General features: G+C 57.1%; 20 protein-coding genes. 5 read left to right on the plus strand and 15 right to left on the minus strand.

Going from position 1 to position 23,660, the window contains the following annotated elements; translation table 11 throughout:
- Positions 1 to 42 precede the first annotated feature (42 nt).
- On the plus strand, positions 43 to 771 hold the full coding sequence (locus tag P8S54_RS14125) for an MliC family protein (RefSeq protein WP_281442229.1): 729 nt from the start codon (positions 43 to 45) through the stop codon (positions 769 to 771).
- A 30-nt stretch (positions 772 to 801) separates the two neighbouring features.
- On the opposite strand, the gene P8S54_RS14130 is transcribed toward P8S54_RS14125, so the two are convergent.
- On the minus strand, positions 802 to 1,881 hold the full coding sequence (locus P8S54_RS14130) for a metal-dependent hydrolase (RefSeq protein WP_281442230.1): 1,080 nt from the start codon (positions 1,879 to 1,881) through the stop codon (positions 802 to 804).
- A 75-nt stretch (positions 1,882 to 1,956) separates the two neighbouring features.
- On the opposite strand from P8S54_RS14130, the gene P8S54_RS14135 reads away from it, so the two are divergent.
- The 3 genes from P8S54_RS14135 to P8S54_RS14145 are packed head-to-tail and all read left to right on the plus strand — an operon-like array spanning position 1,957 to position 3,343.
- Entirely contained in the window at positions 1,957 to 2,406 is a 450-nt protein-coding gene (locus P8S54_RS14135; RefSeq protein ID WP_009101779.1) for a DUF411 domain-containing protein, read from the plus strand.
- An 18-nt stretch (positions 2,407 to 2,424) separates the two neighbouring features.
- Complete coding sequence (gene gloA, locus P8S54_RS14140; protein WP_009101781.1) at positions 2,425 to 2,865, plus strand: lactoylglutathione lyase; 441 nt, start codon at positions 2,425 to 2,427, stop codon at positions 2,863 to 2,865.
- Positions 2,866 to 2,890: 25 nt separating this feature from the next.
- On the plus strand, positions 2,891 to 3,343 hold the full coding sequence (locus P8S54_RS14145; protein ID WP_281442231.1) for an META domain-containing protein: 453 nt from the start codon (positions 2,891 to 2,893) through the stop codon (positions 3,341 to 3,343).
- A 29-nt stretch (positions 3,344 to 3,372) separates the two neighbouring features.
- On the opposite strand, the gene P8S54_RS14150 is transcribed toward P8S54_RS14145, so the two are convergent.
- The 8 genes from P8S54_RS14150 to P8S54_RS14185 form a co-directional block, all read right to left on the minus strand.
- A complete protein-coding gene (locus P8S54_RS14150) occupies positions 3,373 to 4,575 on the minus strand; it encodes an FAD-dependent oxidoreductase (RefSeq protein ID WP_281442232.1) in 1,203 nt (400 codons plus the stop codon).
- Positions 4,575 to 6,719, minus strand: a complete 2,145-nt coding sequence (locus tag P8S54_RS14155) for a bifunctional TVP38/TMEM64 family protein/FAD-dependent oxidoreductase (protein ID WP_281442233.1) — start codon at positions 6,717 to 6,719, stop codon at positions 4,575 to 4,577. The genes P8S54_RS14150 and P8S54_RS14155 overlap by 1 nt, the downstream gene beginning before the upstream one ends.
- A gap of 76 nt (positions 6,720 to 6,795) precedes the next feature.
- The gene (locus P8S54_RS14160; protein WP_009101789.1) at positions 6,796 to 7,428 is read right to left on the minus strand and encodes a TIGR04282 family arsenosugar biosynthesis glycosyltransferase; all 633 of its coding nucleotides are present in this window, start codon (positions 7,426 to 7,428) and stop codon (positions 6,796 to 6,798) included.
- The gene (locus P8S54_RS14165; protein ID WP_281444111.1) at positions 7,418 to 8,146 is read right to left on the minus strand and encodes a TIGR04283 family arsenosugar biosynthesis glycosyltransferase; all 729 of its coding nucleotides are present in this window, start codon (positions 8,144 to 8,146) and stop codon (positions 7,418 to 7,420) included. Before P8S54_RS14165 ends, P8S54_RS14160 begins: the two co-directional genes overlap by 11 nt.
- The gene (locus P8S54_RS14170; protein WP_281442234.1) at positions 8,112 to 8,750 is read right to left on the minus strand and encodes an ATP-binding cassette domain-containing protein; all 639 of its coding nucleotides are present in this window, start codon (positions 8,748 to 8,750) and stop codon (positions 8,112 to 8,114) included. Before P8S54_RS14170 ends, P8S54_RS14165 begins: the two co-directional genes overlap by 35 nt.
- A gap of 30 nt (positions 8,751 to 8,780) precedes the next feature.
- Positions 8,781 to 10,463 (minus strand): ABC transporter permease subunit, encoded by a 1,683-nt coding sequence (locus tag P8S54_RS14175; protein ID WP_281442235.1) that lies wholly within the window; start codon positions 10,461 to 10,463, stop codon positions 8,781 to 8,783.
- 3 nt (positions 10,464 to 10,466) lie between these two features.
- On the minus strand, positions 10,467 to 11,678 hold the full coding sequence (locus P8S54_RS14180; protein WP_281442236.1) for an ABC transporter substrate-binding protein: 1,212 nt from the start codon (positions 11,676 to 11,678) through the stop codon (positions 10,467 to 10,469).
- 24 nt (positions 11,679 to 11,702) lie between these two features.
- A complete protein-coding gene (locus P8S54_RS14185) occupies positions 11,703 to 12,737 on the minus strand; it encodes an aminoglycoside phosphotransferase family protein (RefSeq protein ID WP_281442237.1) in 1,035 nt (344 codons plus the stop codon).
- Between the two features lie 169 nt (positions 12,738 to 12,906).
- Here P8S54_RS14185 and P8S54_RS14190 point away from each other — a divergent pair, with 169 nt between their 5' ends.
- Complete coding sequence (locus P8S54_RS14190; RefSeq protein WP_281442238.1) at positions 12,907 to 13,587, plus strand: NAD(P)H-binding protein; 681 nt, start codon at positions 12,907 to 12,909, stop codon at positions 13,585 to 13,587.
- Between the two features lie 14 nt (positions 13,588 to 13,601).
- On the opposite strand, the gene P8S54_RS14195 is transcribed toward P8S54_RS14190, so the two are convergent.
- The 6 genes from P8S54_RS14195 to P8S54_RS14220 form a co-directional block, all read right to left on the minus strand.
- Positions 13,602 to 14,456, minus strand: coding sequence for an alpha/beta hydrolase (locus P8S54_RS14195; protein ID WP_281442239.1), 855 nt, complete (start codon positions 14,454 to 14,456; stop codon positions 13,602 to 13,604).
- A 43-nt stretch (positions 14,457 to 14,499) separates the two neighbouring features.
- Entirely contained in the window at positions 14,500 to 15,573 is a 1,074-nt protein-coding gene (locus tag P8S54_RS14200) for a TauD/TfdA family dioxygenase (protein WP_281442240.1), read from the minus strand.
- Between the two features lie 209 nt (positions 15,574 to 15,782).
- Positions 15,783 to 18,629, minus strand: a complete 2,847-nt coding sequence (locus tag P8S54_RS14205; RefSeq protein ID WP_281444112.1) for a valine--tRNA ligase — start codon at positions 18,627 to 18,629, stop codon at positions 15,783 to 15,785.
- 130 nt (positions 18,630 to 18,759) lie between these two features.
- Positions 18,760 to 20,076 carry an HlyD family type I secretion periplasmic adaptor subunit gene (locus tag P8S54_RS14210; protein WP_281442241.1) on the minus strand — a complete coding sequence of 439 codons (1,317 nt, stop codon included), beginning with the start codon at positions 20,074 to 20,076 and terminating at the stop codon, positions 18,760 to 18,762.
- A complete protein-coding gene (locus P8S54_RS14215) occupies positions 20,073 to 22,211 on the minus strand; it encodes a type I secretion system permease/ATPase (RefSeq protein ID WP_281442242.1) in 2,139 nt (712 codons plus the stop codon). Before P8S54_RS14215 ends, P8S54_RS14210 begins: the two co-directional genes overlap by 4 nt.
- On the minus strand, positions 22,198 to 23,652 hold the full coding sequence (locus P8S54_RS14220; RefSeq protein ID WP_281442243.1) for a TolC family protein: 1,455 nt from the start codon (positions 23,650 to 23,652) through the stop codon (positions 22,198 to 22,200). The genes P8S54_RS14215 and P8S54_RS14220 overlap by 14 nt, the downstream gene beginning before the upstream one ends.
- Between the last annotated feature and the right edge of the window lie 8 nt (positions 23,653 to 23,660).

Here is a 23,660-nt window from a genome sequence, read left to right on the forward strand (position 1 = left end):
TATTTAATGCCGTTAGGGTTATCCAACAGGGAGCATTGAGTCATGATCCACGCAAAAAAATCGTTCGTCGCCATGGCAATGGTGACCACAACACTGGCTATCGCTGGCTGTGCCACGTCTACAACGGCGCCGAGTGAGCCTGCCAATATGACGGTAAACAGCAGTGCGCCTTTGCTTCCTGCTGCTCTGTTCCCTGGTAGCGCCGAGAGATTTGATGCTTGGGAGTGTCAACCAGCGAACCAGAATCTAGTCACTGCGGTAAACGACGATAATCTGCGCCTCTGGTCGCTGCACGGTGCTTGGCGTTTACCTGCAGCCGTGGTTGCCAGCGGTGCACGCTATCAGGACGGCGAAATCAGCTTCTGGAACCGGGGTGACCAAGCCCAGGTAGAAACGCCGCGTGGTCAGCTTCAGTGTCAGCAAGGGCTCGTGCGAGAAGCCTCAACCCGTGCCAATCATCCCGGCGTTATGTTCCTAGGGCGTGGCAACGAGCCGGGCTGGTCGATTGAGCTAGCTCACGACGCCCCTGTGATGACTTGGACGACCGCCTACGGCACTGAAACGCAAACCCTGCCTTATATGGTGAGCGTGATGGATAACGAAGCGGGCCGTGTCGTTATTGAAAACGCCAACGCCGAGCACTTTTTCCGTGTCCGTATCGAAGCCGGCGCATGTTTTGATGACATGAAAGGTCAGCCTTATCCTGCCCGCGTCACCTTGACGATAGACGGCGAGCAGTACAACGGCTGTGGTCAAGGCATCGCCCCGTAATCAGCGGCTTATCATAATAGCGCTAGCGTTTTAACAGTGGTAAAGGAACGGTTCTGCACGCCACTGGGGCTCAATAAAATCGCTAGCGCAAAGCGCGGTGACATCACCTGCCGCCCTGGAGGCGAGTCTAGAGAGCGTTTCCAGGCGGAGGTCCCGTGAGGTTTCGAGCTGCTCGCTCGTTTCTACCGGTCTCCATGTGTCCCCATCCCGCGTTGCCAGCGTAAAGCTGAACGGGTGGAAGCCTGGAAAGCCGAGGCGGATATCCGTGGCAATCAACGTTTCCTGGCCATCAATAAGGCGTGTTTCATAGCGCAAAAAAGGACCGGTAAACCACGCCAACCGCTGGCCACGCGGCCCCGCCAGTGCATACTCCTCAAGGGCTACATTGCGCCTAAGCGGCTCAAGCGTTAAGGAGCGCTGGCGATCGAATAAGCCCACTAGGCTCTCGTAATAGCGGTCGTCATTGATAATGGTGGCGCGCCACAGCGCAATATTAAACGGCGTGGGCTGGATCAAAATGGGCGCTTGCTGAAGCCCTTGCTCAGCCAGGACCGGCGCGAGGCGCTGTTCGACGCTCCACTTCGCACCCGCCGCTAACAGTAGGTAAACGCTGGAGAGTGCGAGGCCTATGGCGCAGGCATTACGCACTTTTTTAGTGGTAATGCCGATAAGCAAGGCAATAAGCAGCGGTAGCGTGTAAAAAGGATCGATAATAAACACGATAGGCCATGCCACGGGCGGCACGTCTAGCGGCCAAAATAGCTGAGTTCCGTAAGTAGTAAAGGAATCAAGCAGCGGGTGAGTGGTCAGACAAAGCACGAAAAACCACCACCAATGGTGAAAGTGAACAGGCCGTGCTGCTGTTGCTGGAAAAAAGCGCGTAGCCAGCAGGGCAAATAGAGTACCCAGGCCGGTCAGCACAAACAGTGAGTGGGTGAAGCCTCTGTGCTCCGTTACATTGGCCACGGCATCGCCGTAGTCGAGCACGACGTCTAGGTCGGGCAGCGTGCCGAGCAGCGCACCAATCAACACGGCTTTACGGCCCAGCCGGCGGCCTAAAATGGCGCCGCCAACGGCAGCCCCTAATGCTGCTTGGGTAATCGAATCCACTGATGGCTCCTTGGGGTGGCCCCTACGCAAAGTAGTCGATGTACTATTATACAGATCTGTGAGGAGGGTGGTTGAATGTCACGAAATCGTCTAATTAAATGCTTGTCAGGTGGTCTTCTGGCTGCCTATTCGTTAAGTGCTTTGGCAGCGCCTACTATTGACGTCCACAGTGACCCTAACTGCGGCTGCTGTAGTGACTGGGTGGCTCATCTTGAAGAGGCAGGGTTTGACGTTAATCACCACCGTGATGGCGATGTCCGTGCCATTAAAATGGCCAACGGCGTTTCTCCTGAACTGGCCTCTTGCCATACCGCCCTGGTGGACGGCTACGTGATTGAAGGCCATGTCCCCGCGTCGGATATTAAACGCCTGCTGGAAGAGCGTCCGGACGTTGTTGGGTTAACGGTACCGGGTATGCCCCACGGTTCGCCGGGGATGGAAACTGGTCGTGTAGATGATTATGCCGTGCTCAGCTGGACTCGTAACGACAGTCCCCCTGCTATCTTTAGCGAATATACCCAGTAATCACAAAGGGAGAGTGACATGCAGTTTTTGCACACTATGGTACGGGTAACTGACCTGGACGCGTCGCTGACGTTTTACTGCGATCTGTTGGGGCTGAAAGAAGTACGTCGTAAAGAGAACGAAAAAGGTCGTTTTACGCTGGTTTTTCTCGCCGCACCGCAGGATGAGGCGCGCTCAGAACGTTTAACGGCTCCGGAGCTAGAACTGACCTATAACTGGGATCCAGAAGAGGTTGCCGGTGGGCGCAACTTCGGTCATTTAGCCTATCGCGTTGACGATATTTACGCGCTATGCCAAAAGCTTCAAGATAATGGTGTCACCATTAACCGCCCACCCCGGGATGGGCATATGGCGTTTGTAAAGTCGCCCGACGGTATTTCTGTCGAGTTACTGCAAAAAGGCGATGCGCTCTCGCCCCAGGAGCCATGGGCGTCAATGGAAAATAGCGGAAGCTGGTAACGTTAAGATGAGGAGTAACCGTAAGGTGAAAGGACTACCCCGTAATGCCCTGGTAGGAATGGGCTTGGCGCTTTTGGTCAGTGCGTGCAGCAGCGCCCCTCAGCAAGAGCGTGTGGATGCCCCGAAAAGCACTGAATTGTCCGGCCCGATTGTCGAGCAGCGCTGGAACTTGTTGCTGGTAGGCACCGATGAGCGGCTCTCCATGCAAGAAACCCCGTTTTTCCGCATTGAGCGCGACGGTAAAGTAAGTGGCTCGGATGGCTGTAACCGCTTTACCGGTAGCGTGAGCTTAGGCGAAAGTCAGCGGATTGAGTTTAGCGAGCTGGCGTCCACCCGCATGGCCTGCCCTAATATGGAAGATGCCAAACGGGTAACCGATATGCTCGATACGGCTTATCGCTATTTGATTGACCACGACCGGCTGGTGTTCTTTGGCCCAGATAGTCGCGTGTTAGGCGGCTGGCGCGAAGCCAATTAAGCCTTTAGTCACAACCTGAGCGCCACTATTTATGGCTTAAAAGGCGGATTGAAGCGCGCTATAAAGCGCGCATCAATCCGCTTTTTCCATTCCCATACCCAGCGGCCTGAAAAACCGATCTCACCACGGCTGGCAATCGCGTGGCCATCGCCAGTGCCAATCAGTGCCAGCACGCGTTTAGGTGGCTGCCACGCGGCCAGCGGTTTATGGTGGCAGGCGGCGCGCAGATTGTCGGCGAGCAGTGGCCCCATGCGCACCGCGTACACGCCGGCCTTAGGTAGAGAAGAAACGTGCAGTGGAGAAGTGTGCAGTGGTGGGTTGAAAGCGGCACAGTCGCCAGCGGCGAACAGCCCCGGCTGGCTCGCTACTTCAAGGGTCTTATTCACCTGGATAAACCCATGCTGATCTAGCGGCAGCGAGGTGTCTTTAAGCCAGGCTTGGCCAACGGCACCGGTCGCCCATAGCACGATATCCGCGTCAATGAGTTCCCCTTCAGAGGTGCGCACGCCACCTGCTATTAGCGCCTGACCACGCACGCCGTGACGCAGTGTAATACCTGCCCGGTCCAGCGCCCGCTTTGTTAACCAGCGGGGCAGCCGACCTGCGCCGGGTAGCAGCGTTGGTGATGCGCTGACTAGCGTGCCTTGCCAGGTAATGTCGGCGCGCTGTTGACGAAGCTGCGCTAGCACGCTCATCAAGGTTTCACAGCCTGCCGCGCCGCCGCCTACGCTCACCACCCGCTGGTGAGTGCCCGTAGGGAGTTGGTCGATCTTCTCTCTTAGCGCTTGCCAGCGGTGGTGCAGTGAGCTTAGCGGGCGCATCGCCAATAAGTAGGGGCGCTGTTCGTCATGAGTTTCTGAAAACGGCTGCTCTGGCAACGACTGTTCGGGCAACCGTAGCGTGGAGCCCACGTTAAAGGAGGCCACATCAAAATGGATCACCTCGCCATTCGCTAGCGTTACTCGGCGCTTAGTGGGATCGATAGCCACTGCAGGCGAGGTGATTAAATGGGCACCTGCTCGTTGCGATAGTGCCGCCACACCAATTTGTGTTTCGCGTAGCGTGCATTCCCCAGCCAGCCAAGCGGGCACGCTGCCGGAGTAGGCGGCCAGACCGCTATCGCTGACCACTGTCATAGCGATCGCAGGGTCTGGGCGCTGGGCAAAGGCTTCCAGCACAAAGGCGTGGGCATGGCCCGCGCCAATCAGCACCAGGTGTTTCATGGGCGGCATCACTTTTCCTCGCCACGGCGCCAGCGGAAGTAGCGCGCAAGCAGGGTGAGAATACGCTCGGGTTTGTGGGCGTTTTTCCATACGCCTGCGGTGGCCTTGGCGGCTTCACCCAGCGTTGGGTAGGGGTGAATGGTGCCCAGCAGTTTGTTCAGTCCCAGCCCATGCTTCATCGCAATGGTAAATTCACCCAGCCACTCCCCGGCGTTTTCCGCCACGATGGTAGCACCGAGTATTTTGTCTCTACCGGGCACGGTGAGCACCTTGATAAAACCTTCTGTGGCCCCTTCGGCAATGGCGCGGTCGCTTTCGCTCATGGCGTAGCGGGTAACTTCAAACGCTACTCCTTTGGCAGTGGCCTCTTTTTCGTTTAGCCCGACCCGCGCTACTTCCGGCTGCACATAGGTGACGGCAGGCATAAAGCGGTAATCCACTGCAAAGCTTTTCAACTCGCCAAACAGTGCGTTGACTGCCGCGTGCCACGCCTGATGCGCGGCGGCGTGGGTGAGCTGGTAAGGGCCAGCTAGGTCGCCGCAGGCCCAAATATTGGGCAAGCGGGTTTGCAGGCGCTCGTTTAGCGCTAGCGTGCCGCCTTCTGTGGTGGTAATGCCCAGCGCTTCCAACCCTAAGCCTTCAACATTTGCTTGGCGGCCAACACTCACCAGCAGGTAGTCGAATTCAACAGTGAGTCGTTCGCCATTATGCTCCACTACAAGCTGGTGTTCCTGGCCGACTTGGCAGACCTCCAGCGCTTTAGCGCTGGTCATCACGGTCACGCCTTCCTGGGTGAGCGTGCGCGCAACGTGCTCGCCCACTTCCGTGTCTTCACGGCTCAGCAGCTGCTGCGCGCCTTCCACGAGTGTTACGTGGCTGCCTAAGCGGGCAAAGCTTTGGCTTAGCTCGCAGCCAATCGCACCGCCACCCAGTACGACCAAGCGTTTAGGCAGCTCGGTGAGCGACCATAAGTTTTCCGAGGTGAGAATCGGTGCGTGCTCAATGCCAGGAAGCGAAGGCACGCGGGGGCGTGCACCGGTGGCCAGCACGATATGGCGGGCGGTCAGGGTTTTCTCACCCACTTTAATTTCCCAGGGAGACGTTAGGGTGGCGTGATCTTGATACACCGTCACCCCAAGCCCTGAGTAGCGCTCGACGCTATCGTGGGGTTCGATGTCGGTAATTGATTGATGAACGTGGCCCATCACGTCGGCGAAATTTATCTCTGGCTCGCTGGCGCTAATGCCAAAGCGTTGCGCCGTGCGGATTTCATGGGCGGCGCGAGCGGCGCGAATCAGCGCCTTAGAGGGCACACAGCCGGTATTTAAACAATCGCCGCCCATTTTGTGCTTTTCTACCAACGCCACTTTGGCCTTTACGGCGCTGCCAATGTAGCTAGTAACAAGACCTGCCGAGCCACCGCCAATCACCACAATGTCGTAATCAAAGCGGGATGGACGAGTATAACCACGGTAGGCATTGCGCTTTTGCACCAGTAGCGCAATACGACGCGCTATCCAGGGAAACACGGCCAGCAGCGCAAACGATGCCAGTAATCCAGGGGAAATAATGCCGCTAAGGTTTTCCAGCTCGCCCAGTTGGCCGCCTGCATTCACGTAAACCGCCGTACCGGGCAGCATGCCAAGCTGGCTCACCCAATAGAACGTGGTGGTTTTGAGCCGCGTTAGCCCCATCACCAGGTTGATCATAAAAAACGGAAACACCGGTACCAGGCGAAGGGTGAAAAGATAGAAAGCACCGTCTTTATCTACGCCACGATTGACCGTTTCAAACTGGCGGGGAAAGCGCTTCTCAATCGGTTGGCGAAATAGAAACCGCGAAACTAAAAAGGCCAGTGTGGCGCCGATGGTGCTGGCAAAGGAGATAATCAATAGTCCCCAACCGAGGCCAAAGAGCGCCCCACCCAGCAGAGTGAGCAGTGTCGCACCCGGTAGTGACAGTGCTGTCATGACGACGTACACGGCAAAGAAAATCCCCGCAACCTGCCAAGGCGACTGTTGAAACGCTGCCTGAAAATCGCTGCGATAGGCTTGTAGGGTTTCCAAGGTGAAAAACGTGTGGGCGCCGCTCAGGTAAAAGCCGAGCACGGCCAGTAGCAGCAGGGTGATAATCAGCAGGCGCTGACGGTTCATGGCAGGCTCCGGTGTGGCGTTGCGATGTTAGAAGCAGAACATTTGTTAAGTATTAGTGGCGCACAGCGCGGATTCATTACACCTTGGAAGCGTTTTTCAGGGTTTGTTGCCAGCGCTGCCAGTCTTCTGGTCGGTCAATGTCCCACATGGTGTCGGGAAAGGTGGCGTTTAAACGCAGCGCGGCAAGCCGTTGGCGGGTGACCTTGAGCACGTGCTCAGTTCCCCAGGGTATTCCCTCAAACAGGCTAGGGTGGTCGTTGTGAGTGCCAATCAACCCGTAGCCGCCATCTTCGGCAGGTAAAATCACCACGGGTGCGCTTTCAAGCGCTTCACTGCACTGCTTCAGCATGCCAACGGTAATGCTTGGGCAGTCGGTGCCCATCACCATCGCCGGGCCTTGTGCGCTATTTAGTGCATGACGAACGCGCATTCCCACGTCACCCTGTTGTTGAGCGGCAAGGGCTATGCCGTGGTGCGCCTGAAGCTCCAAAAACAGCGGATGTTGATGCTCCAGAGAGGTCCATAGCGTGACGTTTACTGCTCCCAACGCTTGGCAGGCGGTAGCAACGCAGTGGCGAACCATAGTGGCATGGGCTTGCGCTGCGCCTTCTGGCCCCAGGTAAGGAATTAAGCGCGTTTTCGCCTGCCCTGGCAGTGGCGCCTTGGCCAGCAGGTGTAAGTGGGGCTGCATGGTTGGCTTAACGGGCATTGCGATACTCCTTGGCCAATTGAGTGGCGCTTACGCCGCGCCAGTAACGGTAACGCAGCCGCCACATCAGGCGAATGGTTTTCCAGGCGCCGAACTTATCCCAGCGTCTGCCTGAGCTTACCACTTTGATGCCAAGGCAGGCGGGGGGAGAAAGTGCCTTCAGTCGCTTGCTTAACGCGATATCTTCCATTAGCGGCTGATCGGGAAAGCCGCCCACTGCGTCAAACGCCTCCCGGCGTAGGAACATGCCCTGGTCGCCAGTGGCGATACCGCTCAGCCGTGAGCGTAGGTTCATCAGAGTACTGACGACGGGCAGCCAGCGGCTATGGCCTTCAAGCTGAATATCAAACCGCCCCCAGCAGTGCGTGCTTAGCGCCTGGCTAATCTGTTCAACAGCGCCTTCGGGAAGTTGAGTATCGGCATGTAAAAACAGCAGCGCCGGTGAGTGCGCGCGTTCTGCGCCTAGGTTCATCTGCCGTGCCCGGCCAGTGTCACTAACCACTACTGTATCCGCTAGCGGGGTAGCTAGCGCCACGCTGTGATCGGTACTGCCGCCATCGACCACAATGATTTCCACTTCGGTCTCCCGTAGCGGTTGCAACAGAGCCAGCGCCGTTTCAATTCCCAGGGCCTCATTCAGCATTGGAATTACAATGCTAAGTTTAGGCGCTTCTACGCCTGGCTTAACCCAGGTCAATGATCGGCCCTCTCGCGGCATTGGCATCGGCTTCATCGTGGGTGACCAGCAGAGTGGGTAGGCCTGCGGCCCGCAACTGGCCGAACACCAGCGTGCGCATTTCCTGGCGCAATGCCGTGTCGAGCTTGGAAAATGGCTCATCCAGCAGCACGGCGCGGGGCTGTGAAAGCAGCAGGCGCATCAGCGCTACCCTGGCTTGCTGGCCGCCGGAAAGGGTAGCAGGGTCACGGGCTTCAAAGCCTGCTAACCCTACCTGCTCTAGCGCTTGGGCGACCTGCTGGCGTTTGTCGTTGGCACGGTGTGGCAGGCCAAAGCGCAAATTTCCCGCCACGCTTAAATGCGGAAATAGCATGGGATCCTGAAACAGCAGGCCAATGCCGCGCTGTTCGGCGGGTAGTGAGAGCACATCGCGTTGGCCGAGGTGCACCTTGCCTTGGGCAACAAAGGCGCTATCCAAAAAACCGGCCACAAAGGCCAATAACGTGGATTTCCCCGAGCCTGATGGTCCCATGATGGTAAGCACTTCGCCTGGTGGCACCGTGGCATCTACGCGCAGCAGCTCTCGGCCTGCTAAGCGAATACTCACCTTCTCTAAGACCAGCGCTTCAGTGGCAGCGTCGTTCACATTCATCCTTATGGGTTAAGAGCTTGTTATTCACGTGCTAGGTGGTGAAAGCGTGCGGCGAGACACGCCGATCCAGCGGGGCACAGCCAGCGCCACCACAAAGCCCACGAGCGGCAGGCCTGCTTGAACCAGCGCCCACACGCCGATCAAGCGTCGGTTTCCACCGGAGGCTAGCGCTACGGTTTCAGTGGTCACGGTTGAGACCCTGCCTGCGCCAAGAAATTGAGTGGGCAAATACTGGCCAATACTCACCGCCAGCCCAACGGCAAACGCGGTGAGCAGGGGGGCCACCATTAATGGCAGGCGCACCCGCCAAAACGCGCGATTGCGGGAAACGCCTAACGATTGCGCAATCGTCAGCCAGCGAGGGTCCAATTGGCGGTAGGCGGCGGCTAACGAGAGGTACACATAGGGCAGTACAAACAGCAAATGGCCAGCCACAACCAGTAACAACTGTGGGCGAACCCCCAGCTTTTCGGCTGCGACCACCAAGCCAAATAGAAAGGCGATTTGCGGGACTAGCAGCGGCAAATATAGCAACCATAGCGCACGGGTAGGGTGCAGGTGCTGGCGCTGTTCATGCTCTAGGGCTGCCACCACCAACAGCGTGGCCAGGCCGGTTGAAAGCAGTGCTATCAGCGCTGTTGCGCGCAGTGGGGCTGCCAACATCGCTGCGCTACGCTGCCAATGGTCAAAGGTGAATGATTGAGGCAGTAGTTCCGGGAAGCGCCAAAAGCCTGCCATAGAAAATAGCGCAAGCCCCACCAGCGCGGCCAATGCGGAAAGGCTGGCAAGCGCTAAGCCTCCGCGGCCGATTACTTTAAGTGCCGTCTCGCCTCGCTGGCGGCTGCCGTTGGTGAGCAAGCGCTGACTTACCCGATGCACTAGCTGCTCCATTAGCCACCACGTCACAAGCGCCGCCAGGGTAACGCCCAACTGAAGCACTGCCGCCGCAGAGGCCATAAAACGGCGCGTGATATCAGGGTCATTAAACCAACCCAAAATTGAGACACTCAAGGTCGGCGGTAGCCGTGGCCCTAGAATAAGTGCCATGTCCACCACCGAAGTGGCATAAGCAATAACCGCATATACAGGTAGTCGAATGAGAGGATAGAGAGAAGGCAGCACGACTTTCAGCCAAGCAATCGCAGGCGTATAACCAAGCGAGCGCGCAAGGCGCAGACGCTTTTCCGCCTGCAGCTGGGGCAGTGCTGCTAAGCTCATCAATAGCAGAAACGGTGCTTCTTTCAGTACCAGGCCGAACGTTAAAGCAAGACCCCAGGGGTCGTTAACGATCAGTGCATCTGGGGGAGACTCCCAGCCAGAAAGCCAGGGGGAAATAGCGCGAGCCATTAAGCCGGAAGGCGCGATCAAGAAGGCAAAACCAAACGCCACTGCTGCATGGGGAATGGCCAGCAGTGGCGATACTAAACGGCGCAGGCTGCGATCCAGCCAAGTACCTTGGCTGGCCGCTAAAAACAGCACCACGATGAGCAAGGCCATCGCGGTGCTGGCTAGGCCGCTGGCAAAACTCACCGTGACTGAGCGCCATAATCCCGGCTGGGCGAACAGCATTTGCCATGGGGCGATACTTACTTGTTCACCGCCAAGCACCGGTAGGTAGCCAAAGGCGGGCAGCAGCACCATGCCAAGCCCTGCGCTTACTGGAATAACCAGCAGCGCAATAATCAGTACTGGTGCTAGCCACAGCATCAATTAATTAACGCCATAACGCTCAAGCCACGCATCCTGAAGAGCTGTCATCCAGCTGGGGTGTGGTTCGGCCAGGGTGTTGGAAAGTGCATCAACGGGCAGTGCTGATGGGTGGCTTTCCCCCTGTTCGAACAGCGCCATGTCGTTTTCATTTAATTGACTGACTGCCAACACGGTACGGTCGCCCCACATACTAAGCGACTGCTTTTGGGCTTGGGCTTCGGGTGAGAGCAGAAAGTTGGCCAGCGTCATTGCGCCTGCTTTATGGGGCGAATTATATGGAATCGCGACAAAGTGAACGTTGCCCAGGGTGCCACCCTCCAGAACGTAGCTGCGCACACTTTCTGGCAGCTCATACTCCATTACCGCGACGGCAGCATCTGTCGGGTAGAAGGAGAAGGCCAAGCTTAGCTCACCATCGCTCATCAATGTGCGCAGGTTGGGGCCAGATTCCGGGAAACTGCGGCCGCTGCGCCACAGGTGCGGGTGCAACTCATCCAAATAATCCCACAGGGGCGCGGTGATTTCTGCAAACTCTGCTTCCACCACTGGTGCATACAGGGCGTCATCTTGCTCGGTGAGTTCAATCAGCGCCTGCTTGAGGAAGGTGCTGCCGGTGAAGTCGGGAATACGTGGGTAGCTGAACCGGCCAGGATTATGTTTGGCCCATTCCAGCAGGCCCGCAATGCTTTGCGGCGGCGTTTCGGTTTGAGCGTTGTCGTAGTAGAACGTAATTTGCGCTTTGCCCCAAGGCGACTCGTAGCCCTCCGTGGGCAGGGTGAAGTCGGTCACCACCTCTGGGTTATCGTCTGGGTGAGTCAGTGCAAAGTTGGGCAGCGACTCGGCAAAGGGGCCAAACAGTAGGTCTTGTTCGCGCATGGCAGCGAAGTTTTCCCCGTTGATCCAGATTAGATCGATGCTGCCATCACCATGGTTACTGGCTTGCTTTTCGCCGAGTACCCGCGCTACGGCGCTACTGGTGTCGTCTAGTTTAACGTGCTCCACGTCAACGCCATATACGGCCTGCATTTGCTCAGCCACCCAGGCGATATAGCGGTTGGTGCGCGCATCGCCGCCCCAGGCATTCCAGTAAACGGTCTGTCCTTCGGCGGCTTCTAGCACGGCCTCCCAGTCATTTGGGTCTGGGGCGGCGGCGGCGGGCAGTGCCAGCATGGCAGTGGCGACAGCAGCCGCTAGAGTAGCGCGTGGTTTCATCGTACACCTCGTAAAATCAATCGTTTATAGAGACGCTTTTAGGTGGAGAAGTTCATTATGAACCTGCTCAATAATAGGCAGTGACAGATAGTGCTCGACCCGGTCCCGCACGTGCTCAATGACGGCGGCATCGGTGAGCTCTGCTGACCAGTCCTGGCCGCGATGCTCCGTATCCTGAGTGTGCAAATGCTGGGCGCGCCACTTGGCGCACCAGGTCAACGACCACAGCCATGTGGCGCGGCGGCATGCCACTAGAGTTTCCGCACTGGGTGATTTGGCCATACGTGCCTGCCAGCGCTGATAAAAGGCGACGACTTCGTCCAGGGTGAGCACTGCTTGGCTGTTAATGTCCCAGGTGGTTGAGGTGTAAAGCGAGGTGTGGGCGAGATCAATCCCCGGCAGACCATAGCGGCACTTCTCTAAGTCCACAAGGATCGCACGGCCTTCTGCTGTCATCAGGAAGTTGCCGGGGTGGGTGTCAAAGCTGATTAGGCAGCGCTCGGCATCAGGTAGCGTGACGGGCAGCGCGTTCAGTTCGTCGCGAACACGTGAAATAACAGCGCCACTCAGGTCAGCTTTTTCCAGCCACTCGGCTTGGCGGCTGACTTCCTCACACATAGCCTGCCAGGGGTCTGCCGGGGCCAGCAGTGGCGCGGGATGTGCTGGCAACGGCAGCTGGTGCAGGCTGGCCAGAGTGTCGGCAATGCACGGTAAATCTTCTGGCAGCTGCGCCAGCCGGCCATCAATGGCATCCACCAGCAGACCACCACGGGGTAGTGCGTCGCTAACTGGCAACGTGCCGTGTAAACGGGGTACGTGGCCACCCTGGCTGGCGCGCTCGTAGCACGCGGCTTCATAGGCAAGGTTCTCTGCGGGCGCTAGATCCATCTGGCTCTGTTTGGGCAGCCGGGCTACCCAATCATCGCCATGGCGGTGCATCCATACATGATCGTGAGCAAGCCCGGTGTCTGCCATTGGTGAAAGCGATTGGTAAGCGATCCCCGACTGTTGCAGTGAATTTTCCAGTGTCTGCAAACGTACCTCTAAAGGTGTGGGCATAGCGTCATCCGTGTCAGTATAAGTTTAGCAATGCCATTAAGTGGCTGTTCTTGTACCAACCTTACACGGTTATGATAAAAAAGTGATTAAGGCGTGGCAGAAGGGCGCGGTGGCCAAAACGTCGCTATCTTTACCCATCCCCAATTACGCCGTACCAGGAGGCGCAAACATGTTTGAGACGGCTATCGTGCTGGGTGCAACAGGGGCTGTAGGCACGCAGTTAGTCACCCAGTTAACCCAGTGTGACGAGGTTGCCACTGTCATCGTGCTGTCGCGTCGTGAGTTAGATGTATCGCAGGCTTTTCCAGATGCCGTTGCCGCTAAAATCAGCCTGCGGGTGATTGATGTTAACAAACTGGAAGAGCAGGCTGCGGCCTTAATACCTGCCGGTTCAGTAGCTTTTGTGGCATTAGGTACAACGAAAAAACAGGCGGGTAGTAAAGCGGCTTTTCGCGCTATTGATCATGGTCTGGTTCTGGCATTTGCTTGTGCATGTATGTCCGCTGGAGTGAGCCAGCTAGGCGTAGTCACTGCGGTTGGTGCCAATGCGCGTTCTGCCAGTTTTTATAATCGCGTTAAAGGCGACGTGGAGCAGGATATCCAAGCGCTGGGGTTGCCGAGCGTATTTTTTGCACGTCCCTCGCTGCTGCTGGGGCGGCCGGATGATGGGCGGGTTGCAGAAAATATCGCTGAAAAGCTGTTGACGCCGATGGCGCCGTTGCTACCAAAAGCAGTACGTCCGATTGCGACACAGCGCGTTGCAGCTGCCATGATTGAGGTGGCGTTTAGCACTGAGCAGAAGCGGCCGATGTTTGTGCTATCAAATGCTGACATGCATTCACTAACGTAACCGGCATGGCGGCCTTAACCTTTGGTGCTGGCGAGCCCGACTGCCTCGCGCAGAAAGGCGTCGATGCTCTCTGAGTAGGTCGGTTCGCTGTCAAGAAAGCCGGTGTTATGACCTCCTTGAATCTCCAGTAACTGCTTTGGCTCCTGGGCTGCTTGGTACACCGCTTCTCCTTGGGCAAAGGGAATAATCTCGTCGTCGCGGCTGTGAATGACCAGTAGTGGTGCGGATATCTGCGTAACATAGTTTTCCACTGGGTAGTCAATACGTGCCAGCCAGCGCGCGGGTAGGAATGGATAGAGCTGCTGGGCGAGTTCGGGCACTGAGCGAAACGGTGACTCAAGAATCACTGCTGCAGGCGCCGCGTGGTGCTCTTTTAAGCTTGCCGCAAGCTCTGCGGCCACTGCCGCTCCCAATGAACGGCCGAATACCACTATTTCGTCGGTCTCGTTTCCTTCATCACGCAGCCATTGCCAAGCGGCGCGAGCATCCAGCGCCGTGCCTGTCTCTGATGGGCTGCCCTCGCTGCGGCCATAACCACGGTAATCGACGATCAATACCGACAAGCCCAGCCTCTGGAACTGGGCGATGCTCTCAAGCCGATGGGAAATATTGCCCGCATTACCGTGAAAGAACAGCAGGCTAGCGCGAGGATTCGGGGCGGGTACCCACCAGGCATCCAGGGCCACGTTGTCCTCAGTGGTCAGGGTCACCACTTCCCATACCAAGCCACGGTCGGACGGAGTGGCAATATGCTCGCGGCCAGCGTTAGGCAGGTACAATAAACGCTCCTGGAAGGCCCACATCAATGCCACCAACAGGGCATAGATTATCGCCAGGGATAGCACTGTTTTCGCCATCATTCTCGCCATAGATTCGGCTCGTCGGATAAATATCGACGGTAAAACACATGCATTAGTTTTGCATGGGAATATCATCTTTCCAGCGAAACCCTACGCCACCGGCTTTCCAAATGCCGTCGCGATTAAAAGGGTGTGGCCCATCCAGATTGATGTACTGCGGCAGCCCAAAATGAGGCGCCAGGTTCTGTCTGGATTTGACCGTCACACGGTCCATAATCCGCAGTCCTTGCTCCTCTGCGGACATATGCGCCTCTGGCGCCGCCCGGTGCGCAAGCGCCCAGTTATCAACGTACAGTAGGTCACCGGTGTCGTAGTGATACCGTATGCCGTAATGCTTCTCAAATGATGCATTTAATAGGTCGTTGTAGTCGTTGAAAAGCTGTTTCATCTCATCTTCGTTGAGCAGTCGAAGCTGATCGGTAGAGGCCGGTGCTTGTTGCAGTTCATCAATGGGTAGGTCTTCTGCGGGAAACCGTTCGATGACCGCACCGGTCATGCCTAGGTGGAGCCATACGCTCTTGCGTCCTGAAATGGGATGCGTGTGAACAACGGGATGACTGACGCCTGAAGCCGAGTTAACAGACACCAATCTCTCCCAGAAAGCTTGCTTTTCCTCTGGCAGCGCATCAAAGGCGGCGCCTTGATGGGCAAAGTGAGTGCCGCCTTGCTCAGGGGCGCGTGCCATATAGTAGGCTGAGTGAGAGAACGTCGCCGCCTCGAAGCTGCCGTCGTTATGCCACTGGGGGCCAACGCCTAGGATCCCGTAGCGGTTGTCGTTGGAGCAGCGGAAAATATCCCGGTTCATACCCGGCGTGGCGGGGTGGACGCCATGGGTCGAGTGAATTCCTCCGGCACCCCACCATTTGCTGGCATTGACCAGCTCTTCCGCCGAAAGGTCTGTTTGGTGCTTGAAGACGATAAATCCGCGGTGCGCCATTTCAACTTCCAGAGCTTCAATGACGGGATCGGAGAGCCGGGTGCGAACATCGGCGCCGTATATTTCAATGCCAAGCGGTTCAAGGGGCTTGACCGTCAACCCTTCTCGCTCGAACAGCGATAGGTAGTCAGGGTTCAGCGGCGCTATGGTAGGTAGTGTGCTGCTGACGTTATTGGATAATGTTGTCATATGGGAGTGAGCTCCATGGGTGAATGCGGGGCAGTGTCACTCGATAGAGGGTAGTGACTCGCCCTTAGGCCATCAGGCTCTAATGGCCCAATACCTATGGGCAGGCCGTCAGCGGTTTTGTTCCTGACGCGTTCAGCCAAGCGGAGCACCTAACCCAAGACGGCACCTTATTAGGTGCCGTCTTGGGTTGCGCCATAATCAGGGCTTTTTTAAAGCTTCGCGATTTTCGCCTTTTGCTCTTCCAGCAGCTTTTTGGCGGCTTGGAATTCAGCAAGCTTGCCACGCTCTTTTTCCACCACGGAAACCGGCGCTTTGGCGATAAAGCCATCGTTGCCGAGTTTTTTCTCAATGCCGCCGATCAGTTTGTCTTGCTTCTCGATCTCTTTAGCGAGACGAGCAAGCTCGACGTCTTTATCGATCAAATCCGCCATCGGCACCAGCACTTCCATATCGCCAACCAGCTGAGTAGCCGAGAGCGGGGCGTCGTCTGGGTTGGCGAGCCAAGTGGCGCTTTCCAGTTTGGCTAATTTAGCCAGAAAGTGGCGGTTGCTTGCCAGACGCTCAGCGTCTTCCAGCTTGCCTTTGGTGAGCAGCACATCAAGTGGTTTGCCGGGGGCAATATTCATCTCGGCGCGAATATTACGTACGGCGATAATCACGCCTTTCAGCCACTCGATATCCAGGGTGGCCTGATCGTCGATTTTGCTTTCGTCGGCTTCTGGCCAGGCTTGGAGCATGATTGAGGCGTCTTCGCCCACGTAAGTGCCCGCCAGCGGTGCCACGCGCTGCCAAATCTCTTCAGAGATATAGGGCATCATCGGGTGGGCCAGGCGCAGGATAGTTTCCAGTACGCGAACCAGGGTGCGGCGCGTTCCACGCTTCGCTTCGGCGCTGGCATTTTCGTCCCATAAAACAGGCTTGGAAAGCTCCAGGTACCAGTCGCAGTATTCGTTCCAGACAAACTCATACAGCGCTTGGGAAGCGTGGTCGAAGCGGTAGTCATCCATGGCTTTGGTGACCTGAGCTTCGGTTTTCTGTAGCTGGGAAATAATCCAGCGGTCGGCTAGTGAAAGCTCAACCTCTTCGCCGCTGGTGCCGCAATCTTCACCTTCGGCATTCATCAGCACATAGCGCGAGGCGTTCCACAGCTTGTTGCAGAAGTTGCGGTAGCCGTCCAGGCGGTTCATATCAAACTTGATATCGCGCCCGGTGGTGGCTTGGGAGAGGAACGTAAAGCGCAGCGCATCGGTGCCGTGGGCTTCAATGCCGTCTTTAAACTCGTCTTTGGTGGCTTTAGCAATCGCCTTGGCCTGTTTTGGCTGCATCATATTGCCGGTGCGCTTTTCCAGCAGTTCATCGAGCGTGATGCCGTCGATCAGATCAATAGGGTCTAGCACGTTGCCCTTGGATTTAGACATTTTCTGACCCTGACCGTCGCGTACCAAACCGTGCACATAAACGGTTTTGAAGGGTACTTCGCCGGTGAACTTGAGGGTCATCATGATCATCCGAGCGACCCAGAAGAAGATGATGTCAAAACCGGTCACCAGCACGCTGGAGGGGTGGAAGGTTTCCAGTTCTGGGGTCTTTTCCGGCCAGCCTAGCGTGCCAAACGTCCACAGGCCTGAGCTGAACCAGGTGTCGAGGACATCTTCGTCTTGAGTCAGCGCCACCTCGGCACTCAAACCGTGCTTCTTGCGGGCTTCCTCTTCTGTGCGCGCAACGTAGACATTGCCTTCGGCATCGTACCAGGCCGGGATGCGGTGGCCCCACCACAGCTGGCGTGAGATACACCAGTCCTGCAGGTCGCGCATCCAGGCGAAGTACATGTTCTCGTAGTTCTTGGGCACGAACTGGATGTCGCCGTTTTCCACCGCTTCGATAGCGGGCTTGGCAAGAGACTCTACGGCCACAAACCACTGGTCGGTGAGCAGCGGTTCGATGACATCGCCGGAACGGTCACCGTAGGGCAGGGTGTTGTTAACCGCCTCTACCTGCTCCAGTAGGCCCAGTGCATCCATATCGGCAACGATCTGCTTGCGCGCTTCAAAGCGGTCTAGCCCAGCATATTTGGCAGGCAGGGTCGCGTCTTCGTCTGGCTGGGGTTGGCCTTTCAGGTCGAAAATTTCAGCTTGTTCAAGAATCGCCGCGTCTTTGGAGAAGACATTGATCAGCAGGTGGTTCTGGCGTTTGCCGACTTCGTAATCGTTGAAATCGTGGGCCGGGGTGATCTTCACGCAGCCGGAGCCTTTCTCCATATCGGCGTGTTCGTCGGCAACAATAGGAATCCGACGTCCAACCAGCGGTAGCTCAATAAACTTGCCGACCAAGGACGCGTAACGTGCATCGTCGGGGTTAACCGCCACGCCGGTATCGCCCAACAGGGTTTCCGGGCGGGTGGTGGCCACGACAACATAATCTTTACCGTCGGCAGTTTTGACGCCATCGGCTAGTGGATAGCGGAAGTGCCAGAAGCTGCCTTGCTGCTCTTTGTTTTCCACTTCCAGGTCGGAAATAGCGGTGTGTAGCGTCGGGTCCCAGTTGACCAAACGTTTGCCGCGATAGATCAGCTTCTCTTCGTGTAGACGCACAAACACTTCTTGCACGGCTTTGTAGAAGCCGTCATCCATGGTGAAGCGCTCGCGGCTCCAATCAACGCTGGCGCCCATGCGGCGCAGCTGGCGGGTGATATGTACGCCAGACTCGTGTTTCCATTCCCATACTTTATCGATAAACGCATCACGGCCGAGATCGTGGCGCGTTTTGCCCTCTTCAGAGGCCAGCTTGCGCTCTACCAGCATTTGCGTGGCGATGCCCGCGTGGTCAGTACCTACCTGCCACAGGGTGTTGTTACCCTGCATCCGCTTCCAACGCGTCAAGGTATCCATAATAGTGTCTTGGAACGCGTGGCCCATGTGCAGGCTGCCGGTCACATTGGGCGGCGGAATCATGATCGAAAAAGGCGCGCCCTGGCCAGAAGGGGCAAAACGGTTATCGGCTTCCCAGCGCTCGTACCAGTGGGTTTCGATCTGTTCGGGTTGGTAGGTCTTTTCCATGGAATCACTCACAGCAGAGACGCCCCGCGTGGCGAGGTATCGAATTCATTAGTCGAGGATGCAAAATGGCGACAAGTATAGCGCGACTCGGGCGGGGCCGTCAGGGGCGGGTTATGAATCTGCCCCACCGTTAATCGCGCATGGCGCGGTCGCGTACTTTTACAACGGGCTCCATTAGGTAGTCCAGTACGCTGCGCTTGCCGCTGAGAATATCAATTTCCGCCACCATGCCGGGAATAATGGTTAGCGGTTGGTTGTCGGCGTCATATAGGTAGCCTTCGGTGCGTACTTCAACCGGGTACATCAACTCGCCTGTTTCGGGCATTTGAACAGCATCGGCGGCAATTGTGACCAGCTCGCCATCCAGGCCGCCGTAGCGGGCAAAGTCATAGGCGGTTAGTTTCACCTTCACCGGCTGGCCGGGGTAAAGAAAGGCGATATCCGCAGGGCGAATGTGCGCCTCAACTACCAGTGCGTCGTCGGCAGGGACTATTTCGACCAGTGGCTCACTAGAGCGTGCTACGCCACCGACGGTACTGATGTGCACCTGGTTGACGACCCCAGCCACCGGCGATCGGATCGTGGTGCGTGCGACTTGGTCTGCACGGCCGGGCAGCGTTTTTTCAAGCTCAGCAACGTGGGAGGTCGCCTCGGCCAGCTGGGCGAGAGCGTCGGCTTCAAAGGCGTTGCGGGCAGCTATTTTGCGGTCTTCTATTTCAGCAATAGAAGATTCAGCGCGGGCAACGGCGCTTTGTTGGCGGGCCACCTCGCCGCGTAATTCATTGAGCGATTGGCGCACCCGTAACAGCGAAGTTTCTGGCTCGATGCCGCGCTGGGCCAGCGGTTGAATAATAGCCAGTTCCTGTTCAGCCAGCTGCACACCGGAACGGGCGGTGCTTAGTGCAGCTTCTAGCTCGGCCTTTTCCTGGCGGCGTTGGTAGCCTTGCTGTTCAAGCACCTGTAGCTCGGCGTTTAGTTCCAGCTGTCGCCCATGGAATAAGCGGGTTTCACTAGCAGCGACGCTGGGCGCGCCTTGGCTGAGAGCGTAGTCCAGCTCCAAAGGTACTTGGTTAATTTCGGCTTCCAGCCGTTGTAAGCGTAGCTGCAACGAACGCAGGCGTTGAAGGCTCTCTTCGTAATCACCTTCCAGGGTGCCTCCGCTAAGCACCATCAGCGTATCGCCTTGTTCGACTACATCGCCTCGGCGCACGTTGATTTCGGTGACGACGCCACCCTCCAGGCTTTCCACGACCTGTAGGCTGCGTGACGGCACGACTTTGCCTTGACCCCGGGTGACTTCATCGACTTCCGTGAGGTAGGCCCATAAAAAGCCAATCAGCAAAAAACCAATAATAGTGAACAGGAGTAAGCTGCTGGCGATTGGGCGCTTGGCGCGACCATGGCGAACGAAGTGTTCAAAATCCAGCTGGGAATTAGGGCGGCTCACGGTGTTGTTCCTTCACGCGGGCGGAGGGGGGGAGCTTCCACAGGGCGCATCACTTTGGCTTTGGGGCCATCGGCAATAACCTGACCCTGATCGAGAATAATCACTCGGTCGACCAGCTCCAGAAGGCTGGTGCGGTGGGTCACTACGACTAGGGTTTGCGATTGGCTAGCCGTTTTCAGCCGGGCGATGACCTCTTTTTCGGTTTGAATATCCATGGCGCTGGTGGGCTCATCCATGAGCAGAATAGGCGGCGCGCCAAGCAGTGCGCGGGCAAGGCAAATGAGCTGTCGTTGTCCGCCGGAAAGTCCTTCGCCACGCTCGCCAATGGGCATGTCGTAGCCGTTGGGGTGGCGGGCGATAAAGTCGTGGGCACCGGCTAATTTGGCAGCATTTAGAATTTGCTCATCGCTGGGATGGTGGGCGCCAATCGCGATGTTCTGGCGCACGGTGCCGGAAAACAGCCAAGCCTCTTGCAGCACGCTACCGATGTTGTGGCGTAAATCCGCCGGGTCGATTTGGCGAATGTCGGTATCGTCTACCAGCACCGAGCCCTGTTCTGGTGGGTAAATGCCTAACAACAGCCGCGCTAGCGTGCTCTTGCCGGACCCCACTCGGCCCAGGAGTGCAACCTTTTCCCCCGGTTCAATGGTCAGGTTGATAGCGGTCAGCGCCGCCGTGGTTTGCTCGGGGTAACGGAAGCTAACGTCGTGCAGGCGAATTTTACCCTCGAGGGCTGGGCGGCTTAGATAGTGACGGCCCGCGGGGCGCTCGGAAGGCATATTCATCAACTGGTCAAGCGCCCGGTAAGAGGTGCGCGCTTGGTTGATGCGGGTCATGGTTTGAGCCAGCTGCGCCAGGGGGGCCAGCGCGCGTCCGGTGAGAATCACACAGGCGATCATTGCCCCCATGGATATCACCCCATCGCCTACTAAAAACACTCCGTATACCACAATGCTCACCTGGGCAGCCTGCTGGGCTAGCGCGGTAGCATTTAACGCAAACTGCTGTATTGCGCGGCCTTTGCGGCCGACATTCGACTGCTGCTGCACGCTCTCTTCCCAGCGCTTGCGAATCATTGGCGCGGCACCGCTGGCTTTAATGGTCTCAAGCCCGGCCACGGCTTCAATTAGCACGCCTTGCTTAGAGCGGTTCTCCTCGAATGCCTGACCGGAAAGACGCTTAAGGAATGGTTGTACGGCAATGCCCACTAGCAACACTAGCGGTACTGCGATCAGTGGCACTAAAAACAGCGGCCCACCAATCAGGTAAATCACGCCGATAAACAGCAGAATAAAGGGTAAATCAACCACCGCTACCAGCGACGCCGAGGCGAAGAAATCACGCAGCGACTCAAATTCCCGCAGCGTATTAGCGAAGCCGCCAGTAGACCCCCGCTTTGCGCTCATTTGTAGATTGAGGACATGGTCGAAAATGCGCCTGCCCATGCGGAGGTCGGCTTCTTGGCCTGCCCGCTCAATAAATAGCTGGCGTAGGGTCTTCACCGCAAAATCAAACACCAGGGCAATGCTGACACCGATCGTAAGCGCGATCAGAGACTCAATCGCTTCATTTGGCAGCACACGGTCGTAGACCACCATAATAAATAGCGAGGTAGCTAGACCTAAAAAGTTGGTGAGTGCAGCGGCAATAACGACTTGGGTATATACCCAGCGGTTAGATGAAAGCGCGCTCCAGAACCAGTGGCCGCCTTGAATGGCGGGTTCGCTGTTAAGTGTCACCGGGCGGTAGCGGGCGCGAACGGCAATGAGATGACCAATGTACTCTGCCTCCAACGCGCTTAAGGCGGTTTCTACCGGCTGGTTACCAAGCGCTGGGTCGAACAGCGCAAAACGCTGCTCATTGATACGTTCGATAATCACCACGGCGCGGCCGTTTTTGAGCAGTGCGACCGCCGGTAGGAGTGAATTGCCCAGTGTTTCAAGGGCATGTTCGCCTAGCGCGGCGACCATGCCGTGACGTTCCGCGGCATCAATAAAGCCATCGGGTGTAAGCGGTGCGTCAGCCCCCACGCGGTGGGCGCGTACAGCGGCTTCAGAAACAGGCAGTTCCAACTGGGCGGCTACAAAAGTTAAGCACTGCTCAAGAGAATCCGTGCTCGGGTTAGCGGCGTTCAAGATAAATCTCCATCACGTCGAGTAGCTGCCCGGTAACCGCAAGCTGTTGGAAGCTCGCCTGCTCCCAACGTACGCGGCGGTTGACCAGCTCCAGGGCAGTTTGGAATAGGTCGCGCTGGGCATCCAACAGGTCATTAATACTGCTCCTGCCGACTGCAAACTGATCGCGGTAGGCCAGTAGGGCCTCTTCTTCAGCAGCAAGGGTGGCAGTTTGCGCTTCCAGCTCTGCTCGGCGGGTGCGGGTGTCGGTATAGGCGGAGCGTACTTCCCGCTCCAGCTCGCGCCGCAGCGCCTGCTGTTCGAATTGACTCTGCTGCTGACGTTCAACCGCTTGGGCAATGCGTGCCGAGGTCGCACCGCCGCTATAGGGGGTGTAGTCCAGGTTGAAGAGCAGCGCTACGTCGTTGTCCGAGTCGCTGAAGTCGTTAACGTCAAACTGTCGGCCTTCCACAGCCACACTTAGGCTAGGTAGGCGGGCATTCCGGGTAGACTGGGCTTCAGCATCGCTGGCTTCACTGGCTAGCGTTTGGCTGCGCAGTGAAGCGTTGCGGGTAAGGGCGTCGTTAAGCAGTTGATCAGCACTGGACTCGCTTAACAGTGCGGCCCCTTGGGGTAAGGCAACTACGTCTGGCGTAGTGAAAAACGCTTCTTGATAGACGTTGACGGCGCGGGCCAAGTCACCGTCCAGGGAAACCAATCGAGACTTAGCGTCGCTTAGTCGGCTTTGTGCGCGCAGCATGTCGGCTTGTGAGCCAGCGCCCGCCTCGCGGCGGAGTTGAACGTCTTCAAAAATACGTTGATGCTGTTGCAGATTGTGCTCGGCTAGCTGTCGCTGAGCGGTCAGGCGGGCTACATCCAGGTAGGCGGTTACTGCGTAGAGGATTTCTTCCTCGACACTCGCATGGGACTGCCAAAAAGCAGCTTCAGCGCTTAGATCTGCAGCGCGTAGCCGTTCGCCACTGGCGCCAAAGTCCATTAGCAACTGACTGAGAGTGACTACCGCGTCTACGCGGGAGCCGCGGTCGGGCAGTGATTCAGTGCGTTGTAAATCGTTGCGGTACTCAAGTCCAGCATTCACTTGGGGGCGGCGCACGGCGCGCACTTCGTCAATTTGCAGCACTGACTCACGCTCTCGGGAGCGCTGGGCCAGAATGCGCGGCTGCTGCTCTAACGCCAGCTGGATTTTATCGCGCAGGGCGTTTAGCGCTTGAGTTTGCCCCATTGGTTGGCCAGCCTGCCAGCGAAAGCTATCCAGTAACTGCTTAAGTGACGGCGAAAAAACCGGGCCTTCCAGAGAGGAGGTAGGCAGCGGCGCGGAGATAGGGAGCGGTTCATCCAAGTCAGTTTCAGCGACGAGTAGGGGGCTTGCGAGTAAACAGGCAGCCCCCACGCTGATAAGTAGTCGCCGTTTATGTGGCAGCGTATCAACATTAAAAAACATTCACTTTC

Origin of the sequence: Halomonas sp. M1, assembly GCF_029581375.1 — a bacterium.
Taxonomy (GTDB): Bacteria; Pseudomonadota; Gammaproteobacteria; order Pseudomonadales; family Halomonadaceae; genus Vreelandella.